Source organism: Pseudomonas sp. NPDC087690 (assembly GCF_044743175.1).
Taxonomy (GTDB): domain Bacteria; phylum Pseudomonadota; class Gammaproteobacteria; order Pseudomonadales; family Pseudomonadaceae; genus Aquipseudomonas.
The window spans coordinates 106,278-131,003 of the sequence record NZ_JBIUVX010000012.1 but is presented as its reverse complement, the minus strand read 5'-3'; the positions used below and the strand labels follow the sequence as shown (position 1 = coordinate 131,003).

21 protein-coding genes are annotated in these 24,726 nt (G+C 60.0%); 13 read left to right on the top strand and 8 right to left on the bottom strand.

Going from position 1 to position 24,726, the window contains the following annotated elements:
* The 5 genes from nuoM to paoC form a co-directional block, all read left to right on the top strand.
* Positions 1-1,420: NADH-quinone oxidoreductase subunit M (nuoM, locus tag ACIPIZ_RS15135; RefSeq protein WP_401165913.1), on the top strand; the 1,420-nt coding region annotated here is incomplete at its 5' end.
* Positions 1,421-1,427: 7 nt separating this feature from the next.
* The gene (nuoN, locus tag ACIPIZ_RS15130; protein ID WP_401165911.1) at positions 1,428-2,891 is read left to right on the top strand and encodes an NADH-quinone oxidoreductase subunit NuoN; all 1,464 of its coding nucleotides are present in this window, start codon (positions 1,428-1,430) and stop codon (positions 2,889-2,891) included.
* Positions 2,892-3,200: 309 nt separating this feature from the next.
* A complete protein-coding gene (paoA, locus tag ACIPIZ_RS15125; RefSeq protein ID WP_064390682.1) occupies positions 3,201-3,824 on the top strand; it encodes an aldehyde dehydrogenase iron-sulfur subunit PaoA in 624 nt (207 codons plus the stop codon).
* Complete coding sequence (locus ACIPIZ_RS15120) at positions 3,821-4,774, top strand: xanthine dehydrogenase family protein subunit M (protein WP_105708682.1); 954 nt, start codon at positions 3,821-3,823, stop codon at positions 4,772-4,774. The genes paoA and ACIPIZ_RS15120 overlap by 4 nt, the downstream gene beginning before the upstream one ends.
* Entirely contained in the window at positions 4,771-6,969 is a 2,199-nt protein-coding gene (gene paoC / locus ACIPIZ_RS15115; RefSeq protein ID WP_401165908.1) for an aldehyde oxidoreductase molybdenum-binding subunit PaoC, read from the top strand. The genes ACIPIZ_RS15120 and paoC overlap by 4 nt, the downstream gene beginning before the upstream one ends.
* Before the next feature lie 198 nt (positions 6,970-7,167).
* On the opposite strand, the gene ACIPIZ_RS15110 is transcribed toward paoC, so the two are convergent.
* On the bottom strand, positions 7,168-7,644 hold the full coding sequence (locus ACIPIZ_RS15110) for a cupin domain-containing protein (RefSeq protein WP_064390686.1): 477 nt from the start codon (positions 7,642-7,644) through the stop codon (positions 7,168-7,170).
* Between the two features lie 98 nt (positions 7,645-7,742).
* Between ACIPIZ_RS15110 and ACIPIZ_RS15105 the strand changes: the two genes are divergently transcribed.
* Positions 7,743-8,636, top strand: coding sequence for a LysR family transcriptional regulator (locus tag ACIPIZ_RS15105; RefSeq protein ID WP_064390687.1), 894 nt, complete (start codon positions 7,743-7,745; stop codon positions 8,634-8,636).
* 9 nt (positions 8,637-8,645) lie between these two features.
* Here ACIPIZ_RS15105 and ACIPIZ_RS15100 read toward each other — a convergent pair whose 3' ends face one another.
* The 3 genes from ACIPIZ_RS15100 to ACIPIZ_RS15090 all read right to left on the bottom strand — a co-directional run bounded on the left by ACIPIZ_RS15100 (position 8,646) and on the right by ACIPIZ_RS15090 (position 11,576).
* On the bottom strand, positions 8,646-8,846 hold the full coding sequence (locus tag ACIPIZ_RS15100; protein WP_150648839.1) for a hypothetical protein: 201 nt from the start codon (positions 8,844-8,846) through the stop codon (positions 8,646-8,648).
* 235 nt (positions 8,847-9,081) lie between these two features.
* The gene (locus ACIPIZ_RS15095; RefSeq protein ID WP_401165905.1) at positions 9,082-10,425 is read right to left on the bottom strand and encodes a dicarboxylate/amino acid:cation symporter; all 1,344 of its coding nucleotides are present in this window, start codon (positions 10,423-10,425) and stop codon (positions 9,082-9,084) included.
* A 95-nt stretch (positions 10,426-10,520) separates the two neighbouring features.
* Positions 10,521-11,576 (bottom strand): tartrate dehydrogenase, encoded by a 1,056-nt coding sequence (locus ACIPIZ_RS15090; RefSeq protein ID WP_122660511.1) that lies wholly within the window; start codon positions 11,574-11,576, stop codon positions 10,521-10,523.
* Between the two features lie 135 nt (positions 11,577-11,711).
* On the opposite strand from ACIPIZ_RS15090, the gene ACIPIZ_RS15085 reads away from it, so the two are divergent.
* Complete coding sequence (locus tag ACIPIZ_RS15085; RefSeq protein ID WP_401165903.1) at positions 11,712-12,647, top strand: LysR family transcriptional regulator; 936 nt, start codon at positions 11,712-11,714, stop codon at positions 12,645-12,647.
* On the opposite strand, the gene ACIPIZ_RS15080 is transcribed toward ACIPIZ_RS15085, so the two are convergent.
* The gene (locus ACIPIZ_RS15080) at positions 12,623-13,567 is read right to left on the bottom strand and encodes an aldo/keto reductase (RefSeq protein ID WP_401165901.1); all 945 of its coding nucleotides are present in this window, start codon (positions 13,565-13,567) and stop codon (positions 12,623-12,625) included. The two genes, ACIPIZ_RS15085 and ACIPIZ_RS15080, sit on opposite strands and share 25 nt — an antisense overlap.
* Before the next feature lie 112 nt (positions 13,568-13,679).
* Between ACIPIZ_RS15080 and ACIPIZ_RS15075 the strand changes: the two genes are divergently transcribed.
* Both ACIPIZ_RS15075 and ACIPIZ_RS15070 read left to right on the top strand, forming a co-directional pair.
* Positions 13,680-14,450 carry an alpha/beta hydrolase gene (locus ACIPIZ_RS15075; RefSeq protein WP_401165899.1) on the top strand — a complete coding sequence of 257 codons (771 nt, stop codon included), beginning with the start codon at positions 13,680-13,682 and terminating at the stop codon, positions 14,448-14,450.
* 275 nt (positions 14,451-14,725) lie between these two features.
* Positions 14,726-15,592 carry a CAP domain-containing protein gene (locus ACIPIZ_RS15070; RefSeq protein WP_064390693.1) on the top strand — a complete coding sequence of 289 codons (867 nt, stop codon included), beginning with the start codon at positions 14,726-14,728 and terminating at the stop codon, positions 15,590-15,592.
* 56 nt (positions 15,593-15,648) lie between these two features.
* Here the strand turns inward: ACIPIZ_RS15070 and ACIPIZ_RS15065 are convergent, their stop codons facing one another.
* Both ACIPIZ_RS15065 and ACIPIZ_RS15060 read right to left on the bottom strand, forming a co-directional pair.
* On the bottom strand, positions 15,649-16,281 hold the full coding sequence (locus ACIPIZ_RS15065; protein WP_064390694.1) for a DUF5074 domain-containing protein: 633 nt from the start codon (positions 16,279-16,281) through the stop codon (positions 15,649-15,651).
* A 31-nt stretch (positions 16,282-16,312) separates the two neighbouring features.
* The gene (locus tag ACIPIZ_RS15060) at positions 16,313-17,524 is read right to left on the bottom strand and encodes a helix-turn-helix domain-containing protein (RefSeq protein WP_401165896.1); all 1,212 of its coding nucleotides are present in this window, start codon (positions 17,522-17,524) and stop codon (positions 16,313-16,315) included.
* A 142-nt stretch (positions 17,525-17,666) separates the two neighbouring features.
* Between ACIPIZ_RS15060 and ACIPIZ_RS15055 the strand changes: the two genes are divergently transcribed.
* The 4 genes from ACIPIZ_RS15055 to ACIPIZ_RS15040 all read left to right on the top strand — a co-directional run bounded on the left by ACIPIZ_RS15055 (position 17,667) and on the right by ACIPIZ_RS15040 (position 21,906).
* Positions 17,667-19,802 (top strand): type VI secretion system tip protein VgrG, encoded by a 2,136-nt coding sequence (locus ACIPIZ_RS15055; RefSeq protein WP_401165894.1) that lies wholly within the window; start codon positions 17,667-17,669, stop codon positions 19,800-19,802.
* A complete protein-coding gene (locus tag ACIPIZ_RS15050) occupies positions 19,799-20,395 on the top strand; it encodes a DUF4123 domain-containing protein (RefSeq protein ID WP_105709002.1) in 597 nt (198 codons plus the stop codon). The genes ACIPIZ_RS15055 and ACIPIZ_RS15050 overlap by 4 nt, the downstream gene beginning before the upstream one ends.
* A gap of 29 nt (positions 20,396-20,424) precedes the next feature.
* On the top strand, positions 20,425-21,027 hold the full coding sequence (locus ACIPIZ_RS15045) for a hypothetical protein (RefSeq protein ID WP_105709003.1): 603 nt from the start codon (positions 20,425-20,427) through the stop codon (positions 21,025-21,027).
* A gap of 450 nt (positions 21,028-21,477) precedes the next feature.
* Positions 21,478-21,906 carry a nuclear transport factor 2 family protein gene (locus ACIPIZ_RS15040; RefSeq protein WP_122661352.1) on the top strand — a complete coding sequence of 143 codons (429 nt, stop codon included), beginning with the start codon at positions 21,478-21,480 and terminating at the stop codon, positions 21,904-21,906.
* Positions 21,907-22,598: 692 nt separating this feature from the next.
* Here the strand turns inward: ACIPIZ_RS15040 and mqo are convergent.
* Entirely contained in the window at positions 22,599-24,245 is a 1,647-nt protein-coding gene (gene mqo, locus ACIPIZ_RS15035; RefSeq protein ID WP_401165891.1) for a malate dehydrogenase (quinone), read from the bottom strand.
* Between the last annotated feature and the right edge of the window lie 481 nt (positions 24,246-24,726).

The window sequence follows — 24,726 nt, the reverse complement described above, 5'->3', positions numbered from 1 at the left end:
GGAACTCGCCCTCGGCCTCTGGCTGTGGGCCCACGGTGACTATTCATTTGCCCCGGCGCCTGGCGCCGATCCGACCTGGGCGCTTGAGTTCAAGCATGTCTGGATCCAGCGCTTCGGCATCAACGTGCACCTGGCCCTCGACGGCCTGTCGCTGTTGATGATCCTGCTGACCGGTCTGCTGGGTATCCTCTCGGAACTCTGCTCGTGGAAAGAGATTCAACGTCACGTTGGTTTCTTACACCTGAACCTGATGTGGATCCTGGGCGGCGTAGTCGGCGTGTTCCTCGCCCTCGACCTCTTCCTCTGCTTCGTCCACTGGGAAATGATGCTGGTGCCGATGTACTTCCTCATCGCGCTCTGGGGTCACAGTTCTTCGGACGGCAAGAAAACCCGGATCTACGCGGCGACCAAGTTCTTCATCTTCACTCAGGCATCCGGCCTGATCATGCTGGTGGCGATCCTCGGTCTGGTGCTGGTCAACTTCAACAACACTGGCGTGATTACCTTCAACTACGCCGACCTGTTGAAAACCAAGATGTCGATGACCACCGAGTACATCCTGATGCTCGGCTTCTTCATCGCCTTCGCGGTCAAGCTGCCAGTCGTACCGTTCCACTCGTGGTTGCCTGACGCTCACGCCCAGGCGCCGACTGCCGGTTCCGTCGACCTCGCCGGTATCTTGCTGAAAACCGCTGCCTACGGTCTGCTGCGTTTCGCCCTGCCGCTGTTCCCGAACGCTTCGGCCGAGTTCGCGCCGATCGCCATGACCCTCGGTCTGATCGGGATTTTCTACGGTGCGTTCCTCGCGTTCGCGCAAACCGACATCAAGCGTCTGATCGCCTTCTCGTCCGTTTCCCACATGGGTTTCGTGTTGATCGGCATCTACTCCGGCAGCCAACTGGCCCTGCAAGGTGCAGTGATCCAGATGTTGGCGCACGGTGTCTCGGCAGCGGCACTGTTTATCCTCAGCGGCCAGTTGTACGAGCGTCTGCACACTCGTGACATGCGTGAGATGGGCGGTGTGTGGTCGCGTATCGCTTACCTGCCGGCGATCAGCCTGTTCTTTGCAGCCGCCTCGTTGGGCTTGCCGGGTACCGGTAACTTTGTCGGTGAGTTCCTGATCCTGATCGGCTCTTTCGCCAGCTGGCCGTGGATCACTGCGATTGCCACTTCCGGCCTGGTGTTCGGTTCGGTCTACTCGCTGATCATGATCCACCGTGCCTACTTCGGTCCGGCGAAATCGGATTCGATCCTGCACGGTATGGACGCTCGCGAACTGATCATGGTGCTAGGCCTTGCGGTGTTGCTGATCTACATCGGCGTCTACCCGCAACCGTTCCTCGACACTTCTGCCGCCACGATGCATGGCGTTCAGCAGTGGCTCGGCACCGCCTTCACTCAACTCGCTTCGGCCCGGTAAGAGCGCTATGGACTGCCCGATTCAACACTTGAGTGCGCGGGCGCCACTGGTGATCACCAGCCTCACCATTATCGTGGTGATGCTGGCAATCGCCTGGCGCCGCAACCACTCGCAGACCTTCCTGATCTCGGTCGCCGGTCTGAACCTGGCCCTGTTGTCGATCCTGCCAGCCCTGAAAGTCGCGCCTCTGGCCGTGACTCCACTGCTGCAGATCGACACGTTCGCTTGCCTGTACATGGCGCTGATCCTGGTCGCCACCCTCGCCTGCGTCACCCTCGCCCACGCCTATTTGGGCGATGGCGGTTCGGGCTACCCGGGCAACCGTGAAGAACTGTACTTGCTGATCCTGATGGCCGCCGCTGGTGGTCTGGTTCTGGTCAGCGCGCAGCACCTGGCCGGTTTGTTCATCGGTCTGGAACTGCTCTCGGTACCGGTTTACGGTCTGGTGGCTTACGCCTTCTTCAACAAGCGTTCGCTGGAAGCCGGCATCAAGTACATGGTGCTGTCGGCGGCAGGTTCCGCGTTCCTGTTGTTCGGTATGGCGCTGCTGTACGCCGATTCGGGTTCGCTGAGCTTCGTCGGTATCGGTCAGGCTCTGGCTGCGACTGGCCTGCCTAGCTCGCTGGCGCAACTGGGCCTGGGCATGATGCTGATCGGTCTGGCGTTCAAGCTGTCGCTGGTACCGTTCCACCTGTGGACGCCGGACGTTTACGAAGGTGCTCCGGCACCGGTGGCTGCGTTCCTTGCGACTGCGTCGAAGGTTGCGGTGTTTGCGGTGATGGTGCGTCTGTTCCAGATCTCCCCTGCCGCCAGCAGCGGCGTACTGAGCGACGTGCTGACCGTCATCGCGATCGCCTCGATCCTGTTCGGTAACCTGCTGGCCCTGACCCAGAGCAACCTCAAGCGTCTGCTCGGTTACTCGTCCATCGCGCACTTCGGCTACCTGCTGATCGCACTGGTGGCGAGCAAAGGTCTGGCGGTGGAAGCCATTGGCGTGTACCTGGTGACTTATGTGATCACCAGCCTCGGCGCGTTCGGCGTGATCACTCTGATGTCCTCGCCGTACAACGGCCGTGACGCGGATGCCCTGTACGAATACCGCGGCCTGTTCTGGCGCCGCCCGTACCTGACCGCCGTGCTGACCGTGATGATGCTGTCCCTGGCCGGTATCCCGCTGACTGCTGGCTTCATCGGCAAGTTCTACATCATCGCTACCGGTGTTGAATCTCACCAATGGTGGCTGGTCGGTTCGCTGGTGCTGGGCAGCGCCATCGGCGTCTTCTACTACCTGCGCGTGATGGTCACCCTGTACCTGATCGAGCCAAACCTGCGTCGCCACGACGCCCAGCTGCACTGGGAACAGAAGGCAGGCGGCGTGATGCTGCTGGCCATCGCCCTGGTCGCATTCTTCCTGGGTGTGTACCCGCAGCCATTGCTGACTCTGGTTCAGCAGGCGGGTCTGGCGGGCTGACAGCTCGAGCGCTACAAACAAAAACGGCACCTTCGGGTGCCGTTTTTTTTGCAATTTCAAGATCAAAAGATCGCAGCCTTCGGCAGCTCCTACAGGGATTCGTGTAGGAGCTGCCGAAGGCTGCGATCCTTTGATCTTCCCCCTCCAACACCCGATTAATGAACCAAACTCATAACTCTATAGCGAAAATCCGCAAAAACCTTTTCCTCTCTTCAGCAGTCATTCCTTAACGAGACCGGTGAACACGCCGGCATGCCCGTTTGGGCCACTAGCCCCCTGCTGCCCTGATTGAGAAAAAGGAATCGAACCATGACGATTTCCCGACGCAGATTTCTGATCCTTGGCGCCGTCACCGCAACGGCATTCGCCATGCCGCCGTTTATCAGCCTCAAGGCCTATGCGGCCAACCTGGAGCAACCGGCCATGAGCAAAGTGACGATCAACGTCAATGGCAAACCGCGTGAACTGGACGTCGATACCCGCACCACCCTGCTCGATGCCCTGCGCGAACACCTGCAACTGACCGGCACTAAAAAAGGCTGCGATCACGGCCAGTGCGGCGCCTGCACAGTGATCGCCGATGGCCGCCGGATCAATTCCTGCCTGACCCTGGCAGTCATGCACGAAGGCAGTGACGTCACCACCATCGAGGGCCTCGGGATGCCTGACAAATTGCACCCGATGCAAGCCGCGTTCATCAAGCACGACGGCTATCAGTGCGGTTATTGCACGCCGGGGCAGATCTGCTCGGCAGTCGCCGTCATCAAGGAGATCCGCGACGGCATCCCCAGCCACGCCAGCGCCAGCTTGACCGAGCCGCCGCAACTGATCGCCAGTGAGTTTCAGGAGCGCATGAGCGGCAATATCTGCCGTTGTGGCGCCTACTCGAACATCATCGAAGCCATCACTGAAGTCGCGGAGGTGCCAGCATGAGGCCGTTCAGTTACAGCCGCGCCGATTCTCCCGCCGCCGCTGCGCAAGCGGCGCAGGCCGAAGGCGCGCGTTTTATCGCCGGCGGCACCAATCTGCTCGACTTGATGAAACTCGACATCGAAACCCCGCTGCACCTGATCGATGTCAATCACTTGGGCCTTGATCAAATCGAAGCCACGCCCGAGGGCGGTTTGCGCATCGGCGCGCTGGTGCGCAACACCGATCTGGCGGCGGATCAGCGCATCAGAAAAGACTATGCCCTGCTCTCCCGCGCCTTGCTAGCCGGGGCTTCCGGCCAGTTGCGCAACATGGCGACGACCGCTGGCAACCTGTTGCAACGCACGCGTTGCCCGTACTTCTACGACACCAATCAGGCCTGCAACAAACGCCAACCCGGCAGCGGCTGCGCGGCAATTGGCGGGGTCAGTCGACAACTGGGGGTCATCGGCGTCAGCGAGGCGTGCATCGCCACGCACCCGAGCGACATGGCCATCGCCATGCGCGCACTCGATGCGCAGATCGAAACGGTCAAACCTGACGGCAGCACACGCAGCATCGCCATGGCCGATTTCCATCAGTTGCCGGGCACCACGCCGAACATCGAAACCAGCCTCACGCCCGGCGAATTCATCACCGCCGTGACCCTGCCGGTGCCCGTCGGCGGTACGCATATTTATCACAAGGTGCGTGATCGTTCGTCGTACGCCTTTGCGCTGGTATCGGTCGGCCTGATTCTGCAAAAGGACGGCAGCGGACGTGTCGCCGTGGGTGGCATCGCGCCGAAACCATGGCGCGTCGAAGCCGCCGAAGCCTTGCTGCCCAAAGGCGCCAAAGCCGTCAGCGAACGGCTGCTCGACGGTGCCACGCCGACCCATGACAACCAATTCAAACTGACCCTGGTCGAGCGCACGCTCGGTTCGGTGTTGGCGCAAGCGAGGGACGAAGCATGAAATTCGACACGCCGGCCACCACCAACCCGATCGACCGGTTGAAGGTCATCGGCCAACCCACTGACCGCGTCGAAGGTCCGCTGAAAACCAGCGGTCAGGCGCCTTATGCCTATGAGCAAAACGAGGCAGTGGCCAATCAGGCTTACGGTTTCATGGTCGGCTCGGCCATCGCCAAGGGGCGGATCAACAACATCGATCTTGAGGACGCCAAAGCCGCACCCGGCGTACTCGCCATCGTCACCGCCGCCAACGCTGGCAAACTCGGCAAGGGCAAATACAACGCCGCGCCGTTGCTGGCCGGGCCAGAGATTCAGCACTATCACCAGGCCGTTGCGCTGGTGGTCGCGGAAACTTTCGAGCAGGCCCGGGCTGCCGCGCAAATGGTCAAGGTCGATTACGTCGCCGCCGAAGGCAAATTCGATCTGGCCAGCGTGCGTGACCAAGGCGTTGAGCCGAAAGACGAATTGCCCGATGTCAAACACGGCGATTTCGCCAAAGCCTTCGCCGCTGCGCCAGTGCAGTTCGACCAGACCTACACCACGCCGGATCAGTCCCACGCGATGATGGAACCCCACGCCACGCTGGCCGCCTGGAAAGGCGATCAACTGACCCTGTGGACATCGAATCAGATGATCGCCTGGAGCGTCGGCGACATCGCCACCACCCTCGGTTTGCCCAAGGAAAAGGTCCGCTTGATTTCGCCGTACATTGGCGGCGGTTTTGGCGGCAAGTTGTTCGTGCGCGCCGACGCCATTCTCGCCGCCCTCGGCGCGCGGATGGCGGGTAGACCCGTGAAGGTCGCCCTCGCCCGCCCGCAAATGGCCAACAACACCACCCACCGTCCAGCGACCATTCAGCACATTCGCATGGGCGCGACGGCGGACGGCAAACTCACCGCCATTGCCCACGAAGGCTGGTCGGGCAACCTCGCGGAAGGCAAAGTCGAGGTCGCCGCGCAGCCGAGCCAATTGTTGTACGCCGCGGAAAATCGCCTGGTAAGCATGCGCCTTTCCCCGCTGGATCTACCGGAAGGCAACGCCATGCGCGCCCCCGGTGAAACCCCAGGGCTGATGGTGCTGGAAATCGCCATGGATGAAATGGCCGAGCAGCTCAAACTTGATCCGATCCAGTTGCGCATTCTCAACGACACCCAAGTCGACCCGGTGAAAACCGAGCGGCCGTTTTCCCAACGACGCTTGATCGAATGCCTGCAAACCGGTGCCGAGAAGTTCGGTTGGGATAAGCGCAATACCAAACCCGGCAGCCGTCGCGAAGGCCGCTGGCTGATCGGCATGGGCGTTGCTGCGGCAATTCGCAACAACCTGCTGGTCAAATCCGGTGCGCGGGTGCGCCTGGAGCGTGACGGCAAGGTCACGGTGGAAACCGACATGACCGACATTGGCACCGGCAGCTACACGATCATTGCGCAGACCGCCGCCGAGATGATGGGTGTGGGCCTGAAGGATGTGACGGTGCACCTGGGCGATTCGAATTTCCCGGTCTCGGCCGGGTCGGGCGGACAATTCGGCGCCAACTGCTCGACCGCCGGCGTCTACGCCGCATGCATGAAACTGCGTGAGGCGGTGGCTGGCAAGTTGGGTTTGGCGGCGGATCAAGCCGAGTTTGTTGACGGTCAGGTGCGTGTTGGCGACAAGCAGGTACCGCTGCGTAATGCCGCGCAAAACGGCGCGATCACGGCCGAGGACAGCATCGAGTTCGCCGACCTTGCCGAGCAGTACCAGCAATCGACTTTCGGCGCGCATTTCGTTGAGGTCGCGGTGGATGCGGCAACCGGCGAAGTGCGGGTGCGGCGGATGTTGGCGGTGTGCGCGGCCGGGCGGATTCTCAACCCGAAAGCGGCGCGCAGCCAGGTGATCGGGGCGATGACCATGGGCGTCGGCGCAGCGCTGATGGAAGAGTTGGCGGTGGACAAGAAGCTCGGCTTTTTCGTCAACCATGACCTGGCCGGATACGAGGTGCCGGTGCATGCCGACATTCCCCATCAGGAGGTGATTTTCCTTGATGAAACCGATCCGATTTCTTCGCCGATGAAGGCCAAGGGCGTCGGTGAATTGGGGATCTGCGGGGTGAGCGCGGCGGTGGCGAATGCGATCTATAACGCGACCGGGGCACGAGTGCGGGATTACCCGATTACGCTGGACAAGATTCTTTCTTCATTGCCGGAAATGATCTAAACGCCTGAGCACAGCCCCTCACCCTAACCCTCTCCCAAGGGAGAGGGAACCGATTCGGGGATATTCAAGAGCTGCACCGACCTGCACGTCTTGCTGTGAAGCCATAATCGACACGGCAATTTCATGTCGGCGGAGGATACAAGACACCTCGGTCGGCCCCCTCTCCCTCCGGGAGAGGGCTGGGGTGAGGGAAAGGTTTTACTCGGATTGTGGATACTGCTCGGCACTCACCTGTTCCATCCAATCCACAACTTTGCCATCAAGCACTTCAGCGATGGCGATATGGGTCATCGCCGTGGTGGGCGCGGCCCCGTGCCAATGCTTGGCGCCGGGCGCAATCCACACCGTATCACCGGGGCGAATCTCGCGAACCGGTTGCCCCCATTCCTGCACAAACCCTGAGCCAGCCGTGACGATCAACGTCTGCCCCAGCGGATGCGTATGCCACGCCGTCCGCGCACCCGGCTCGAACGTCACCGTCGCGCCGCTGACCCGCGCCGCATCCGAACCCTTGAACGGCGCATCGACACGCACCGTGCCGGTGAACCAATCCGCCGGGCCACGGGCCGAAGGTTGCGAGCCGTTGGGCATCACGGTCACGCGCGGTTGTTCATTGGCCTGCACCTCACCCGCCAGCAGGGAAAGGGTCAACGCAGAAGCAGCAATCGGGTTCATGGCAATGTCCTCCAGAGAATCAATGCCTGCACTTTACCGATCCATACTCTTCAAATAATCGACTAGAATTCGAAAAAACTTATGCAGGACACTCATCAATGCTCCGAGAAAACGCCACCGACCTGCTCGCCTTCCTCGCCGTGGCCCGTGAACGCAGCTTTACCAAAGCGGCGGCCAAACTCGGCGTCTCGCAATCAGCGTTGAGCCATACCATTCGGGCGCTCGAAGCGCGCCTTGGCCTGCGCCTGTTGACGCGCACCACTCGTAGCGTTTCCCCCACCGAGGCCGGTGAACATCTGCTGCAAACCATCGGCCCGCGCTTCGAAGAGATCGAGGTGGAACTTGCCGCCCTGAGCAACCTGCGCGAAACACCGGCAGGCAAGATCCGCATCAATGCCACCGACCATTCGCTGGACTGGCTGCTGCGCCCGGTGCTCAAAGACTTCCTGCCCAAGTACCCGGACATCTGCGTAGAAGTCAGCTGCGATTACGGTTTCGTCGACATCGCCGGGCAAGGTTTTGACGCTGGCATTCGTCTGGGCGAAGACGTCGCCCAAGGCATGATCGCCACGCGCATCGGCCCAGACATGCGCATGGCGGTGGTCGGTTCGCCGGCCTATTTCGCCCGTCGCCCTGCTCCGCAAACCCCGCGCGACCTGACCGATCACGCCTGCAACAACCTGCGCCTGCCCACCAACGGCGGGCTCTACAGCTGGGAGTTCGAAAAGGATGGCGAAAGCCTGAAAGTGCGCGTGACCGGGCAAGTCACCCTGAACGGCGTCTATCCGTTGCTGGATGCCGCGCTGGATGGTTTTGGTCTGAGCTACATCCCGGAAAACATCGTCGCGCCGTATCTGGCCGATGGACGCTTGCTGCAAGTACTTGAAGACTGGTGCCCGACATTTGCCGGCTATCACCTGTATTACCCAAGCAGACGTCAGGCAGCACCGGCGTTTGCGTTGCTGCTGGAGGCGTTGCGCTATCGTGGTTGATCGCGCCGATCACTTTTTAAAACAACCGGCGGTCCGCCAGTGAGCTTTCGCCAGCGCGGCAGCTTGTGGCTCAGAAGCTGCAATCACCGTTGCCTCTTGTCCACGCTCTTGCCCCAGACAGATGTACTCCGTTTCTGCCCGCGCATTGAGGGTAATTGCCAACAGGCAGGCAGCGACACCACCGGTCAACGTTTGGCTGGCCATGTTCATTGCAGAGTCTTCCCTGGCGAAACCGAAGACCTCCATGATTGATCGCAGCGAGGATGGCGGCCAACTGTCAGATCTGACAGTTGCTTAGAGGCTTTGGATATAGCACAGCGTTGAGTCAGGCATACCCTCTTCAAAAAAAATAGGAGCCTGCCCGCGAAAGCGCTATGTCAGGCGCCCGATATGTTGGCTGACACGGCCTCTTCGCGAGCAAGCGCGCTCCGACAAACAATCATCGTCAGTTCTGGGCAGCTCGTTTAAGGCTGGGGATCAAAGGCGCAGGTTGACTGGCGGGCTTTTCAGTTTGCGAGACAAGCACAGCCGGCTCCTCGACTTCACCATTCAGCGCTTTGTGCATCTTCTCGGTATCCAGCGCACCCACCCATTTGGCGATGGCCATGGTGCCGACGCCGTTGCCGATGGTGTTGGTGATCGCCCGCGCTTCCGACATGAACCGGTCAACCCCCAGCAGCAACACCATACCCGCCACTGGAATGGTGCCGAGTGAGGCCAGTGTCGCCGCGAGAATGATGAACCCGGAACCGGTCACTCCCGCCGAGCCTTTGGAGGTGAACATCAGCACCGCCAGCACGATCAATTGATCGGCCAGGGTCAGCGGCGTGTTGGTTGCCTGAGCAATGAAAATCGCAGCGATGGTGTAGTAGATCGCCTGGCCATCCGGGTTGAAGGTCAGTCCCGACGGGATGATCATTCCGGCCACAGGTTTCGAGACGCCGGCCTTTTCCATCTTCGAGATCATCTGCGGCAACACTGATTCCGAAGAGCTGGTGCCAAGCACCGTGAACAGCTCTTCCTTGATGAATTTGAGGAACTTCCACAGGCTGAAACCGCTGTAGCGACAGATCGGGCCAAGCACGAAGACCACGAACACTGCGCACGTCAGGTAGACACAGGCCATCAGTTTGCCGAGAGAAAACAGCGAACCGAAGCCGTATTTGCCGATGGTGAACGCAATGGCACCGAACGCGCCAATAGGCGCCAGACGCATGACCATGTTGACGATACGGAACATGCCCTGCATCAGACTCTCCAGCGCATCGACAAACACTTTGCCACGCGGCCCGACATGCGCCAACGCGATGCCCAGCAGGATCGAGAACAGCAGAATTTGCAGGACATTGCCCTTGGCGAACGCATCGACAATCGTGTCGGGAATGATGCCCATCACAAAGTCCATGAACGACGCGTGTCTGGCCGCCGTGGTGTAGGTCGCCAGACTGCTGGTGTCGAGGCTGGCGACATCGACGTTCATCCCGGCACCGGGCTTGAACACATCGACCACAATCAGGCCGATCACCAGGGCCAGGGTCGAAACCACTTCGAAGTAGATCAGGGCACGAAAACCGACTCGCCCCAGTTCCTTCATGTTTTCCATGCGTGCGATGCCGGTGACCACCGTGAGGAAAATCACCGGCGCCAGGAGCATTTTGATCAGTTTGATAAAGGCATCGCCCAAGGGTTTGAGCGCGGTGCCGGTCTCAGGTACCAACACGCCGATGAGTGCGCCGAGGATCACGGCGACGAGGACTTGCACGTACAGTTTGCCGAATATTCTTTTCATGACAGGGCCCTGATTTTTTATTGTTGTCAGGAAATGCCAAGGGGTCGCAAAACCCCTCGGCGTTGTGCCGCAGTACTGTTTTGAATCGGGGGAAATCAGCGGTTGATCAGTGCGATCACCGCGTCGGTGACCTGGCGCGTAGTGGCCGTGCCGCCGAGGTCGGGGGTATGCAGGCCGCTCTCGGTGACCGCCTCAATCGCCGACATCAACTGCTTCGCGGCGGCCTTTTCACCCAGGTGTTCAAGCATCATTGCCGCCGTCCAGAACGTTGCGATCGGATTGGCAACACCTTTACCGGTGATGTCGAACGCCGAGCCGTGGATCGGTTCGAACATCGACGGGAAGTTGCGCGACGGATTGAGGTTGGCGGTCGGCGCAATGCCGAGGCTGCCGGACAGCGCCGCCGCCAGATCGGACAGAATATCGGCGTGCAGGTTGGTGGCCACGATCACATCCAGCGTCGATGGTTTGAGCACCATGCGCGTGGTTACGGCATCGACCAGTTCCTTGTCGATCCTGACGTCGGGGAAGTCCTTGGCGACCTCGTAGAAAATCTCGTCCCACAGCACCATGCCATGGCGCTGGGCATTGGATTTGGTGACCATGGTCAGGTGCTTGCGCGGACGGCTTTGTGCCAACTGGAAGGCAAAACGATGGATGCGCTCGACGCCTGCACGGGTAAACACCGACACCTCGGTAGCGACCTCCTCCGGCAAGCCCCGGTGTACGCGACCACCGTTGCCCGAATATTCACCCTCGGAATTTTCCCGCACCACTACCCAGTCAATCTGCTCGCCGTTGTGCAGCGGGCTTTTCACCCCCGGCAACACCCGCGCCGGACGCACGTTGGCGTATTGGTCGAAGCCTTGGCAGATCGGCAGGCGCAGGCCCCACAGGGAAATGTGATCGGGCACGTTGAGCGCACCGACCGCGCCAAAGAAAATCGCGTCGAAGGTTTTCAGCTCTTCAAGCCCGCCTTGGGGAATGTAGTGACCGTGTTTCAGGTAGTTGTCAGAGTTCCAGTCGAAGTGTTTGAACGTCAGTTCAAAGCCGGATTTCTTCGACAGGGCCTGCAGCACTTCGACGCCGGCTGCGATCACTTCCACGCCAATACCGTCGCCGGGCACCGCTGCAATGTTGTATGCGCTCATGGTCAATTCCACTCTTTCACGTTTTTGTTTTGCCTGCCGTACAAGGCTGTCCGGCGGGGTGTGATCGGAGTATATGTAGTGATCTGAAAGCTGTGAGTTACCGAAAATCACTACATCCATGACTTTGAGTTACGAATGAGCCAGACCCTCGATTTGTCGTTTTTCCACTTGCTGGCCAACAAAGGCAGCCTCGCCGCCACCGCCCGCGAACTGGGCGTGACGCCGCCCGCCGTGAGCAAACGCCTGACGGCGCTGGAGGCACGACTGGGTGTGCGTCTGGTCAATCGCACCACGCGCTCGATGAGCCTGACCGCTGAGGGCGAGTTGTACTTCTCCCACGCCGCGCGGATTCTCACGCAGATCGACGAGGTCGAGCAGTTGATCGGTGCCAGCCGGGCGACACCGAAAGGGCTGATTCGGGTTAACGCGTCACTGGGTTTTGGTCGACGTTATATCGGCCCGGCACTGGCGGCGTTTTTCGCGCAATACCCGGAGGTGGAGATCCAGCTGGAAATCAGCGACCACCCGCTGGATCTGGCGACCCACGGATTCGATCTGGGCATCCGTTTCGGCACCTTGCCCGACGCGGCCTTCCATGCCCGCAAGATTGCCTCAAACCGACGCTTGCTCTGCGCCTCGCCGCTGTATCTGGAAAAGCACGGCGTGCCGCAAAAGCTCGCCGACCTGCAGCAGCACAATTGCATCTTCCTGCGCCAGAACGAAACGCCTTACGGGGTGTGGAGCTTCGCAGACGGCGGGCGCACTCAGAACATCAAGGTACGCGGTGCGCTGGGCTGCAATGACGGCGAAGTGGCGCTGAACTGGGCGCTGGAAGGGTTCGGCATTCTGCTTCGCGCCGAGTGGGACATCGCCCGTTACGTGCGCAGCGGACGCTTGCGTCTGGTGCTGGAAGATCAGACGCCGACCCGCGCCGACGTTTACGCGGTGTATCCACAACAACTGCATCTGTCCGCGCGGGTGCGCAGCCTGATCGACTTTCTGGTCGAACGCTTCAAACACATCGACAACCTGGGCATTCCCGGCGATCAGCCCACCAACGCAATCAACTGATGCCGCTGCGCATCGGTAAGCATCGGCCCGAACCCGGCCTTGACGTTATCGGCCATGTAACGCGGATTGCTCGTCCCCGGAATCACACACGTCACCGCCGGATGCGCCAGCAGAAACTTCAGCGCCAGTTGCGGCCAACTGTTGACCTGTACATCCGACACCCACGCCGGCAGCGGTTTGCCTTTGAGCCGGGCGAGCAGATCGCCGCCGCCAAAAGGTCGGTTGCAGATTACTGCCACGCCGCGCTCGCGGCACAAGGGCAGAATGCGCTTCTCCACGCCACGGTCATCGAGGGCGTAGTTGATTTGCAGAAAATCCAGTTGCTCGGCCTTGAGCACTGCTTCGACTTCATCATAGGCCGAGGCGGTGTAATGGGTGATGCCGATGTAGCGGATGCGCCCCTGCTCTTTCCATTCGCGCAGGGTCGGCAGGTGGGTTTGCCAATCGAGCAGGTTGTGGATCTGCATCAGGTCGATGCGCTCGGTGCGCAGCAGGCTGAACGACTGCTCCATCTGCGCGATGCCCGCCTCGCGGCCGCGGGTCCACACCTTGGTGGCGAGAAATGCCGGCGAACGTGGTTCGTGGATCGACAGCAATTCGCCGGTGGTCTGTTCGGCGCGGCCATACATGGGCGAACTGTCGATCACCGTGCCACCCTTGGTGAACAGCTCATCGAGCACCGTCGGCAACTGCCGATAGAGCGGATCGCCCGGCGCGACGTCGAAACCGCGATAAGTGCCCAGCCCCACCATGGGCAATGATTCGGAGCTGGAGGGTATGGCGCGGGTCTGCATGGCGTGGCCTCGGCTAATCGCGGGTGGAGTGGCAGTGGCCAACGCCCGATTCAAGGTGAAGACCGCCGAAACCCCGGCAGCCAGCGAGAGCAATCGGCGACGGGAGTAACCCTCAGTGTGGCTCATGCTGGTTCCCCTGCTGCGTGGATCTGTTGCATGTTGTGTGCGCAGGCTGCCCGAGCGAATCGCTGGACTACACTGCGACAGCGAACCTTCTCACCCCGTTAAAAGTAGCCGAATGTCCCGAACCCTGATGTCACTCGTCGTTTTGATCGTGGCCGTGTACCTGCTGCTGTGCACGGCGCTGTTCTTTTTCCAGCGTTCGCTGATCTACTTTCCACAACCCGCTGCCGTGGCGTCGGCGGACTCGCGGTTGAAACTGTCGATGGCGGATACCGAGGTGTGGGTGAGTACCCGCGAGCGCACAGGGCCACGGGCGCTGATCTATTTCGGCGGCAATGCCGAGGATGTGTCGCGCAACCTGCCGGAGTTTGCCGAGGCCTTTCCCGATTACGCGTTGTACCTGCTGCACTACCGTGGTTTTGGCGGCAGCGGCGGTTCGCCGTCCGAAGAGGCGATTGCCGAGGATGCGTTGGCGCTGTTCGATCAAGTGGCTGTCAGTCATCCGCAGATTGCCGTGGTCGGACGCAGTCTTGGTTCCGGTGTGGCGGTGCGTCTGGCCAGTCAGCGGCCGGTGCAACAGCTGATTCTGGTGACACCTTACAACAGCCTCGAAGAAATCGCCGCGAAGCAATATCCGTGGGTGCCGGTGCAGTGGTTGCTCAAGGATCGTTTCGAGTCGGGCAAGTATGCCGCGCATATCCGCGTGCCGACGTTGTTGCTGGCGGCCAGTGATGACGAGGTGATCGCGCGGCACAGTACGCAGCGCTTGCTGGAGAACTTCCCCAAGGACGTGGCGGTGCTCAAGGTGGTGCCGGAGTCGGGGCATAATTCGATTTCAGACCGACCACAGTATTTGCAGTGGATGGGGGATGTGCTGAACCGCTGAGCTGTTCTGCATTTGAGTAATGTGGCGCTTTCAATGGCCCCATCGCGAGCAGGCTCACTCCTACATTTGAAATGCATTCCAATGTAGGAGTGAGCCTGCTCGCGATTGCGTCTTTCGGCGCAACTATAATTCTGCCAGATCGCACTTTTCGTCGCCCCGCCACAAAAGCCTCTCTATTACCCCTGAACCAAGTCCGCAAACCCCAGTCCTATTCGCGCCGCGCCCTGCGGCTGACCTCACCTTAGCGATGTCCCCCTTTTAGAGCTGTCCGTCCCATGCGCCACGCCGTTCGTTCGTCTCGCTTCGTTTCGCTGTGCTTGCTGATCCTTGCATTTTTATTGGCCAACGCCGCCCACGCTGGGGCTGAGCGGCAACTGGTGGCCGCCATCAATGACTATCGCGCCCACCCGCAACGCTGCGATCGACGCCCCGCGCAACGCCTCGCACCGCTGGCCTTGAAATCGAATCTGGCATTGCCGATTGGCTATCGCTACGGCGGCGGAATGCGCGAGGCGCTGAAGGCCTCGGGATATTCAGCGGTCGCGGTGCGCAGCATTCGCATCGTCGGCGCGCAAGATGCCGAAGAGGCGTTCGACCGATTGCAAAGTGATTATTGCGGTGCGTTGCTCGATGCGACCTACGCCGACATCGGCATCAGCCGCTCACGCAGTGAGTGGCAAGTGGTGTTGGCCCGTCCGGTGCTCGACAGCCGCGTGGGTGACAACCGCAGCGTCGGCAAAGCGCTGCTGGCGGAAGTCAACGCCGCTCGCGCTCGCCCTCGAATGTGCGGACGCCAGCGTTTTGCTGCGGCCCGCCCGTTGAGCTGGAACGCAGCACTGGGGGCTGCGGCGCAGGGACACAGCAAAGCCATGGCTTATGGCAACTACTTCGCCCATCGCGACCCGGATGGCGAGATGCCCACCGATCGCGCCCGGGCGGCGGGTTATCGAGGTCGGCAGGTGGGCGAGAACATCGCCGCCGGGCAGAGTTCGCCGGGCAGAGCCATGGCCGGCTGGCTGGCCAGCCCCGGGCATTGCGCCAACCTGATGAACCCGATGTTCACCCAGGTCGGCGCCGGGTTCGCCAGCGAGTCACGCAGTGATGAAGGGGTTTACTGGACGATGGTGTTTGGGGCGCCTTGATTTCGAGGTGATGCAGCCAGCCCTGCTGGCGATGTGGCCAGTGCTGGCGCCATCAATCACTTGGGCCGGCGCACCGCTCGCACTCGCCCGCTGCCGCCGCCACCGCAATAAAACCGTTCGCCAGCATCGGCCTCCAATCCGGAAACGCCAATCCCGTCGGGCATCTTCAGGCTTTCCAGCACTTCGCCATTCTGCGGGTCAATGCGCCGCAACTCGCTTTCATCGCCCTCCCACGTGCCGTGCCACAGCGCGCCGTCCACCCAGGTCACGCCGGTGACAAAACGGTTGGATTGCAGCGTGCGCAGAATCTCGCCGGTGTCCGGGTCGATCTGATAGATCTTGCGCTCGCGATACTGCCCGACCCACAGCGAACCCTCGGCCCACGCCATGCCCGAATCATTGCCGCCGCCCGGTGCCGCAATGGTGTTGAGCACCCGCCCGGTGGCCGGGTCGATTTTCTGGATACGACTGTCGGCGATCTGGAACAGGTGTTTGCCGTCGAACGCGGTACCGGCATCGGCACCGACCTTGATCGTGCGTACGGTTTCGCCACTCGCCGGATCGAGCGCATTGAGTTGACCGTCGCTGGCGAACCACACTTGCTGGCCGTCAAACGTGACGCCGTGGACATTGCCGACACCGTCGAACGGCCCATATTCACGAAGCACTTCTGCGTTTGTCTGTTTCATGGTGACTTCCTCAAAGGTGTGAGAGGCCAGACTAGCCACTGCCCAGCGACACCGGGAGTAACAAGATCGTCGCGAAACCCGGTACCGGCGGCGTCATCCAGCGCCGCGCGCGGCCCAATCCAAACGACTGCACTTTCTCTTCGCATGCCAGTGTCTCCAGTGCCCGCTGCACCTGGCGTTGACTGCTCCCCAACGCCAGCGCCAGGGCCGAACTCGACCAGGCTTCGCCATCACCGAGCAGGGCCAGCAGTGCAGCGTATTTGTCCTCTGCGGGCAGGGTCAACAGCGCCACATCATCGGCCTCCAGCGCAAAACCCCGACGGGTCGCGGTGATCTTCGCCAGCGGTTGCAACGCCGCCCGCAACCGGCCGATTTCGACCCGCAAGCGCACGCGATGGGACTCATCGCTGAGCTTCAAACGAAAGGCCTTGGCAATCAGCACTTCCCGGCAGACATCGGCGGGCCAGGCCTCAGCGAGGGTGCGGGCGAGATTGAACAGCAGCGGCCTGGATGCCAGGGACACGCGCATGCCTGCACCGCGTACGCTGTAGCGACAGGCATCAATGATCAGTGTTGGCGATGCAAACAGGTCTTCAACCTGTGCCAGCGTCACCCATTGCGACTGACCCGCATGGGTCAAGCGGGCTGCAGGAGCCTTGAGGATTTGCCAGGCGTGTTCGATTTCCGCGCTCAGTGAAGGAATGCCTGCCGAATCAGCGGCTTGTTGCGCCCGCGTCAGGGTGATCTGTGCTTTGTGCGCCTGCACCCGTCGTAGGGCGATGCCGGCCGTCATCAGCTCATGAACGGCGCGCAGAACCGGCGGCAGCACTGTCGGGGTCATTTGGCCGAGCAGCGCTTGAGCCTCGTCCAGTTCACCGATCAGCAGCCATCGGCGGATCTGCAAATAACCCGCGTGCGCTGCGTTTAAAGCATCGCCGTGTGCGTGTAAAAACTGTCGCGCCGTCTCCAGCGCCTTGACCGGCCAGCCCAGATCCCGCGCTGCCAGAGCCACTTCGGCCTGCGCCACCACGCAGCGCGCCTTGGACAGCGGCTCATTCGCGCCAAACCCTCGTACCGCCCGCTGCAACAAGGCTTTGGCTCGAGAAAATTCGCCGAGCTGAGCCATGGCGATGCCGCGCAACGCCAGTGCCGGTGGATCCTCGCGCAATGCCACAAGCTTCAATGCCGCCAGCGGATCACCGCCAGCCAGCGCCCGGCCAGCGGCATTAATCAGCGAATCCATGGTGAATTCATCCTCGCGGGCACTCCGTTACACAGCCGTAAAATTGAGTTTAATCCCGACCGGCAAGTGCGTTTAAAAACCCTTGATAGCACTTTGGTATTCCGGCACCATCGGCAAAGCTTTTCCACGGAAGGAGTCAGGCATGCTGGACGCAAACGCTACCCACATTACCTTTTCGCTCGAAAGCGTTGCCAGCGATCTGCAGGTGTTGAGTTTCGTTGGCCGCGAAGCCATCAACCACCCCTTCTGCTTCGATATTGAACTGGTCAGCGCCCGCCCCGACCTGAAGCTCGAAGAACTCCTGCACAAGCCCGGCGTGCTGACCTTTGGCGCCACCGGCGAAGGCACGATCCACGGCCTGGTCTATCGCATCGAGCAAGGCGATTCCGGCAAGACCCTGACCCGTTACAGCCTCAGCCTGGTGCCGCAACTCGCCTACCTGCGCCACAACCACGATCAGCAGATTTTCCAGCAACTGACAGTGCCGCAAATCATCGGCCAGGTCCTGGAAGATCGCGGCATCCTCGCCGACGCCTACGATTTCCAGCTCAGCGCCGAGTACCCGCAGCGCGATTATTGCGTGCAGTACGACGAGTCCGACCTGCACTTCATCCAGCGCCTGTGCGAAGAGGAAGGCATTCACTTTCACTTCCAGCACAGTAGCAGCGGGCACAAACTGGTGTTCGGCGATGACCAGACGGTTTTCCGCAAACTCAAAGCGGTGAGCTACCAGCAAGATTCCGGCATGAGCGCCGACAAACCGGTAATCAAGCGCTTCAACCTGCGCCTGGAAACCCGCACCACCCGCGTTTCTCGCCGCGATTACGACTTCGAAAAACCGAAAATCCTCCCCGAAGGCGCAGTTAAATCCGACTTCGCCCCGGATCTGGAGGACTACGACTACCCCGGCCGCTTCACCACCCGCGAGCGCGGCAAATTCCTCTCCACCCGCGCCCTCGAACGCCATCGCAGCGACTACAAACTCGCCGAAGGCAAAGGTGACGAACCGACCCTGACCAGCGGCCATTTCCTCACCCTGGCCGAGCACCCGCGCGCCGAATGGAACGACCTGTGGCTGCTGCTGGAAGTCTTCCACGAAGGCAAACAACCGCAAGTGCTCGGCGAAAACGTCACCAGCGACGTCACCGACCACAAAAGCGATTTCCACCAGGGCTACCGCAACAGCTTCCTCGCCACCCCGTGGGACGCGCACTACCGCCCTGCCCTCGAACACCCGAAACCGAAAGTGCTCGGCAGCCAGACCGCTGTGGTCACCGGCCCCGCAGGCGAAGAAATCCACTGCGACCAATACGGCCGGATCAAGGTGCAATTCCATTGGGATCGCGAAGGCCAGTCCAACGACAAAACCACCTGCTGGATGCGCGTCGCCAGTGGCTGGGCCGGCGCCGCGTACGGCGGCATCGCCATCCCGCGCATCGGCATGGAAGTCCTCGTCACCTTCCTCGAGGGCGATCCCGACCAGCCCTTGGTGACCGGCTGCCTGTACCACAAGGAAAACGTCGTCCCCTACGACCTGCCGGCAAACAAAACCCGCAGCACCTTCAAAACCCTGAGTTCACCGGGCGGCAAGGGCTACAACGAGTTCCGGATTGAAGACAAGAAAGGTGTAGAGCAGATCTACATCCACGCCCAGCGCGATTGGGATGAAAACATCGAGCACGATCAAAAGATTCGTGTCGGCAACGAACGGCATGACACCGTTGAAGCCAATACGCTGAGCGAGTTCAAGGTTGAAGAGCATCGGATTACCCATCTCGATCGCAAGACGGAAACGCGGGTCGATGACCACCTGACGGTGGGTGTCACCCGGCACCTGAAGGTCGGCACGGCGCAGTTTGTCGAAGCCGGAACCGAAATTCATTATCACGCCGGCGCCAAGGTTGTGGTCGAAGGTGGCATGGAGCTTACCGCCAAGGCTGGCGGCAGTTTTGTGAAGGTTGATGCCGGCGGAGTGACCATCAGCGGTGCCGAGGTGAAAACCAACTCGGGTGGCTCGCCGGGCTCGGGGAGTGGAATCGCGATCAAACTGCCAATCGCCTTGACCCCCGCCGATGCCGATGCTGCCGGCAAACGCCTCAGCGCGGCACCGATCAACACGCCGACGCCTGCGGAGCTGCTCGCAGCACCTTCATCCGGCGCCGCGCCCGCTGCAGCGACGGCTGCAGAAACCCGACTGATCCAACAGAATATGCAGGCACAAACACTGGTAGCGGCCGCCAAAAGCGGCGTGCCCTTTTGCGAGATCTGCAACCGATGAGCCAGTTTCGTCCCAGTCTCAACGAATGGTTGACTGCCGAGTTCTGGCCGCAGGGCACGCAGCCTGACGCGCCGAAGGTCTACGCCTTGCTGGACGGTGCCCGCGACCCACACATCGAATCGCTGGTGCGCAGCAGCGGCGCGGAATTTTCCTGCCTGTACGCGGGCGAACTTGCCCCGAGTCTGTCGGCCGCAGCACCTTATCTGCTGCAGCTCGACCCGCAACAGCCGTATACATGGCGACTGTTCGAGGAAGGCTGGGGGCAGAGTTGGGGCAGCTTCGTCATTGCCCCCGCGCACGTGTCGCTGGACGACCTGCGCAGCCACTTTCGCACGCTGCTGCGGGTGACCGATCCGGATGGCAACCTTCTGGTGTTTCGATTCTACGACCCCAGAGTCCTGCGCGTTTACCTGCCGACCTGCACAGCGCAAGAGCGCGCCGCGATGTTCGGCCCGGCGAGCAAGCTCATTGCCGAAACCAGTACGGGGAATTCCTTGATTGTTTACCCGGCGGATCCCGCAGGCGGGCCAGCGGCGCGAGTCAGTGGCTGGCCGTCGGCCGATGCAGTTGGCCAATACGGTCTCGCCCCCTAGCGGTAAAATAACCATCACGGAGTGGCTGATTGAAACGTCTCGCCTGTCTACTGTTCCCCTTGCTCGCCGCCTGCAGCGCCGGCCCGCTGATGTATCCCGAATCAACAGCAGGTCGCCCGACGCTCCTTTATCCGACCTGCCCTGGACCGCAGACGGCGATGCGTTTCACAACCACATCAAACGAGCTGAACTGGGTTTTCCTGCTGGTTCACGTCTCATTGCCGGGAGGCGAGCCCTCGCCGCCGGGGGCGACCGTGGCCGAAACCGAAGTACGACTTTCCACTCAACTGTATATGGAACATTCGCCTAAACGTGCGTTACACACCCAAAGACAATCCGAGACAGCAGACAAAGTGCCGCTGTGGATCACCGCGTCATCGCCGATGGCAACCGTGCAGTTGGCCAACGGAAAAACCTATCAAGTGAGTATCGAACGTCTGAAAACCGGCTTCGATCCGCGCGCCCCTGAAGTACGCGATGTTCAGCACCCCGGAAGCCCATTAGGCAAAGGGGATATGGGCGACTTCATCCTGACCTTGCCCGAGCTCTACCTGAACGGTGAGAAGATCAATACCGCGCCGATCCATTTCAAGAAACGTGAAGAGCGCTATTTCCCGATATTCAACTGTTGAAGGCTCAGACCGGAGAAATGGTCGCGAGCAAGCCGATCAGAATGGTCAGTGTCAGAAATCCACCCAGAAAAAACGCCATTTTGTTCATGTTGCTCTCCTCAATGCCGAGCTTGCGGTGCACCGGACGCTTCGGGATGAAGGATTGCCGCGAGTGACCGGACTACGGGGTTATTTTGAGCCGATGACTGCGCCGGTTACAGAGGCAGATTGCAATGAAAAATGCATATCAGATGCACATCTGATCCTGTAGGAGCTGTCGAGTGAAACGAGGCTGCGATCTTTTGATCTTAAAAAACGAAATTCAAAGATCGCAGCCTCGTTTCACTCGACAGCTCCTACATAGGCTTTTCATAGGGTGATATTCAGGTTGCCATGACAAGGTTGCCCTGGCCGCGCTTTGCTCTAGAGTCTTGGTCACCGCGAGAACAACTAGAAAAAACCGGAGTGAACATGACCGACCTGCAGCTGCAACCCAACGTCGCCGAATCCCTGAACCGCTGGCACCAGATGATCCGCACCGGCGACCTCAAAGCCCTGCCCGAACTGCTTGACCCCAACGCGGTATTCCGCTCACCCATGGCCCACACGCCTTACCCCGGCGCGCAAGTGGTGTCGATGATCCTCAACACCGTGTTCAACGTGTTTGAAGACTTCAAATACCACCGTGAACTGGTAACGGCCGATGGTCTGAACGTGGTTCTGGAATTCAGCGCCAAGGTTGGGACAAAGGAGCTCAAAGGCATCGACATGATTCGCTTTGATGAGAATGGCAAGATTGTCGAGTTTGAAGTGATGGTGCGGCCATTGAGCGGGTTGCAGGCCCTCGGCGAAGAAATGGGGCGGCGCCTTGGTGCATACCTGGCAAACGCAAAACCCTGACCGCCGAATAACCTGTGCAGGAGCTGCCGAACGCGGCCCGAGCCTTCGGCAGTTCCTACAGGGGTAGATACAAAGCGTGCCCACAAAAAAGCCCACTATTACTTATCTACGATTCTTTTCATTCGCAATTAGCCTAAATGGAAAAGATATAAAAACCTGTCAGATTTTACAGGTTCACGTAACAACCAAGAAGACTAGCCTTGGCTCCGACGTCGAGAAGTTTGCCTAGAGCGTGAGCTTTCAGCGGGCTGCTTATTCAAATAGTCAGGGAGATTCAGAAATGGCAATAAATTACTTTTACGGCGATGGACTCACTCCAAGCGAGAAACGACCCGTCGAAGAATCAGGCGGAACCACCAACCGATTCGTGGAAAAACCAGTTAAACAGGAACACAAATTCACCTGTATTTGCGATCTTTGCAAAAAAGACAGAGGAGATAGAACAGGAACGGCGGCGATCTATTCACAGTGGTACGTTACAGATCCTGTCTACCCATAGAAAACAATGAAACCTTCCAATTTCATGATGTTCAAGATCCAGTCCGCTCCACATGACAAGCTCTTAACCGTCGAACGGATAATGATGGATATCCAACCCACTCCAATCCGTTCCAGGTCATTCAGCTATCGGGTCCACAAAAAAGCCCACTGACCGTCGCCGGTTCAGTGGGCTTTGTGTGTCAGGCGTCTAGTTACAGAGCCATGTCACGTGCAGCGTTTTCCTTCGGTGCTTCAGCTTTTTCAGCTGCAGGTGCGGCCGGAGCTGCTACCTGACCGATCACTGGAGGTGTCGGCAGTTCGAGGATCTTGGCGGTGTAAGCCCACTCTGCAGCCACTTTGGCTGGATCGCTGTTCAGCTGGGTGCCGTAGCTTGGAACGATCTGGTGCAGTTTGGCTTGCCATTCCGGGCTGGCCACTTTGTCTTTGAAGACTTTCTGCAGCACGCTCAGCATGATCGGTGCAGCGGTCGACGCGCCTGGCGATGCGCCCAGCAGGCCGGCGATGGAGCCGTCTTGTGCAGCGACGATTTCGGTGCCCAGTTTCAGCACGCCGCCAGCGGCTTCATCACGCTTGATGATTTGCACGCGTTGGCCGGCCTGCCACAGGCGCCAGTCTTCGGCTTTGGCGTTCGGGAAGTATTCCTTCAGCGCGTTCATGCGGTCTTCATCCGACAGCATCTGTTGACCGGCCAGGTACTCGACCAGCGGGTATTCCTTGATGCCGACCTTGGTCATTGGCCAGATGTTGTGGGTGGTGGTGCTGGTCAACAGGTCCAGGTACGAACCTTCCTTGAGGAACTTGGTGCTGAAGGTCGCGAATGGGCCAAACAGGATGACGCGCTTGCCGTCCAGAACACGGGTGTCCAGGTGCGGAACCGACATCGGTGGCGAGCCAACCGAAGCTTTACCGTAGGCCTTGGCCAAGTGCTGTTCAGCGATGGCCGGGTTATCGGTCACCAGGAACGAGCCACCTACCGGGAAGCCACCGTATTCCTTGGCTTCAGGAATGCCAGACTTCTGCAGCAGGTGCAGTGCACCGCCGCCCGCGCCGATGAACACGAACTTGGCATCGGTTTCGGTTTTGGTGCCGTCTTTCAGGTTTTTGTAGCTGACGCGCCAAGTGCCATCGGCGTTCTTGGTGATGTCCTGCACTTCGCTCGACAGTTTCAGATCGAAGTTAGGCTTGGTCTGCAGATGGGCAGCGAACTGGCGGGTGATTTCGCCGAAGTTCATGTCGGTACCCAGCGGGCTCCAGGTGGCCGCGATTTTCTGGTTCGGGTCACGCCCTTCCATCATCAGCGGAACCCACTTCTTGATCACAGCCGGGTCTTCGGAGTACTGCATGCCGGCGAACAGCGGGCTCGCTTGCAGGGCTTCGTAGCGCTTTTTCAGGAACTTGATGTTGTCATCGCCCCACACGAAGCTCATGTGCGGCGTGGTGTTGATGAACGAGCGAGGGTTCTTCAGAACGCCTTGCTGAACCTGCCAGGCCCAGAACTGACGGGAGACCTGGAACGCTTCGTTGATCTCGACGGCTTTCGGGATCGTTACGTTGCCTTTGTCGTCTTCCGGGGTGTAGTTCAGCTCGGCCAGAGCCGAGTGACCGGTACCGGCGTTGTTCCAGCCGTTGGAGCTTTCGAGGGCGACGCCGTCAAGGCGCTCGACCATTTCCATCGACCAGCTTGGCTCCAGCTCATTGATCCACACACCGAGGGTGGTGCTCATGATGCCGCCGCCGATCAGCAGAACGTCGACTTTCTTTGCTTCGTCAGCATTGGCGGATGTCATCCCCATCGCCAAAGCCAGACCCAGCAGGGCTGTGTTCACTTTTTTAAACATCTGTTGCACCTATGATAAAACGCCTTCCGCCCGCCGCTGTTATCTGCATGCGATCCGCTTTGATGACGCTCAGGCTAGCGTCGCGGATTCCGGCACACTTCAATTTTGACGGGTGGGCACACAAGGCCGACATCCTGCATCGACCTCAGTTAATGTCCCTTCTGAACTGACTTCTTATCATTATTGGCTTCAGCTGCTTGAGCGACAGGGATTCCGTCAGCCCGCCCGAAGGCAAGCAAACCGAATTAGGTCAAACCAAGTTGGCGCGAAGAATATCACGTCAGGGCAAACCCGCGCGTCTGTTCCCGACTTGAGAGTCTTTTTCCGCTCAGGGACTTATCGGCCGCCAAACGCTGAACATGACCCTCTGATCGGTGCGTCGACTCAAACCCTCCAGCATTCAAGTGTAGTTGTCCCGCGATCAGGCGTTTTTCTGCAGTGCCTTACTCAAGCAATATCTGCTAGGTTGTACGACGACTGA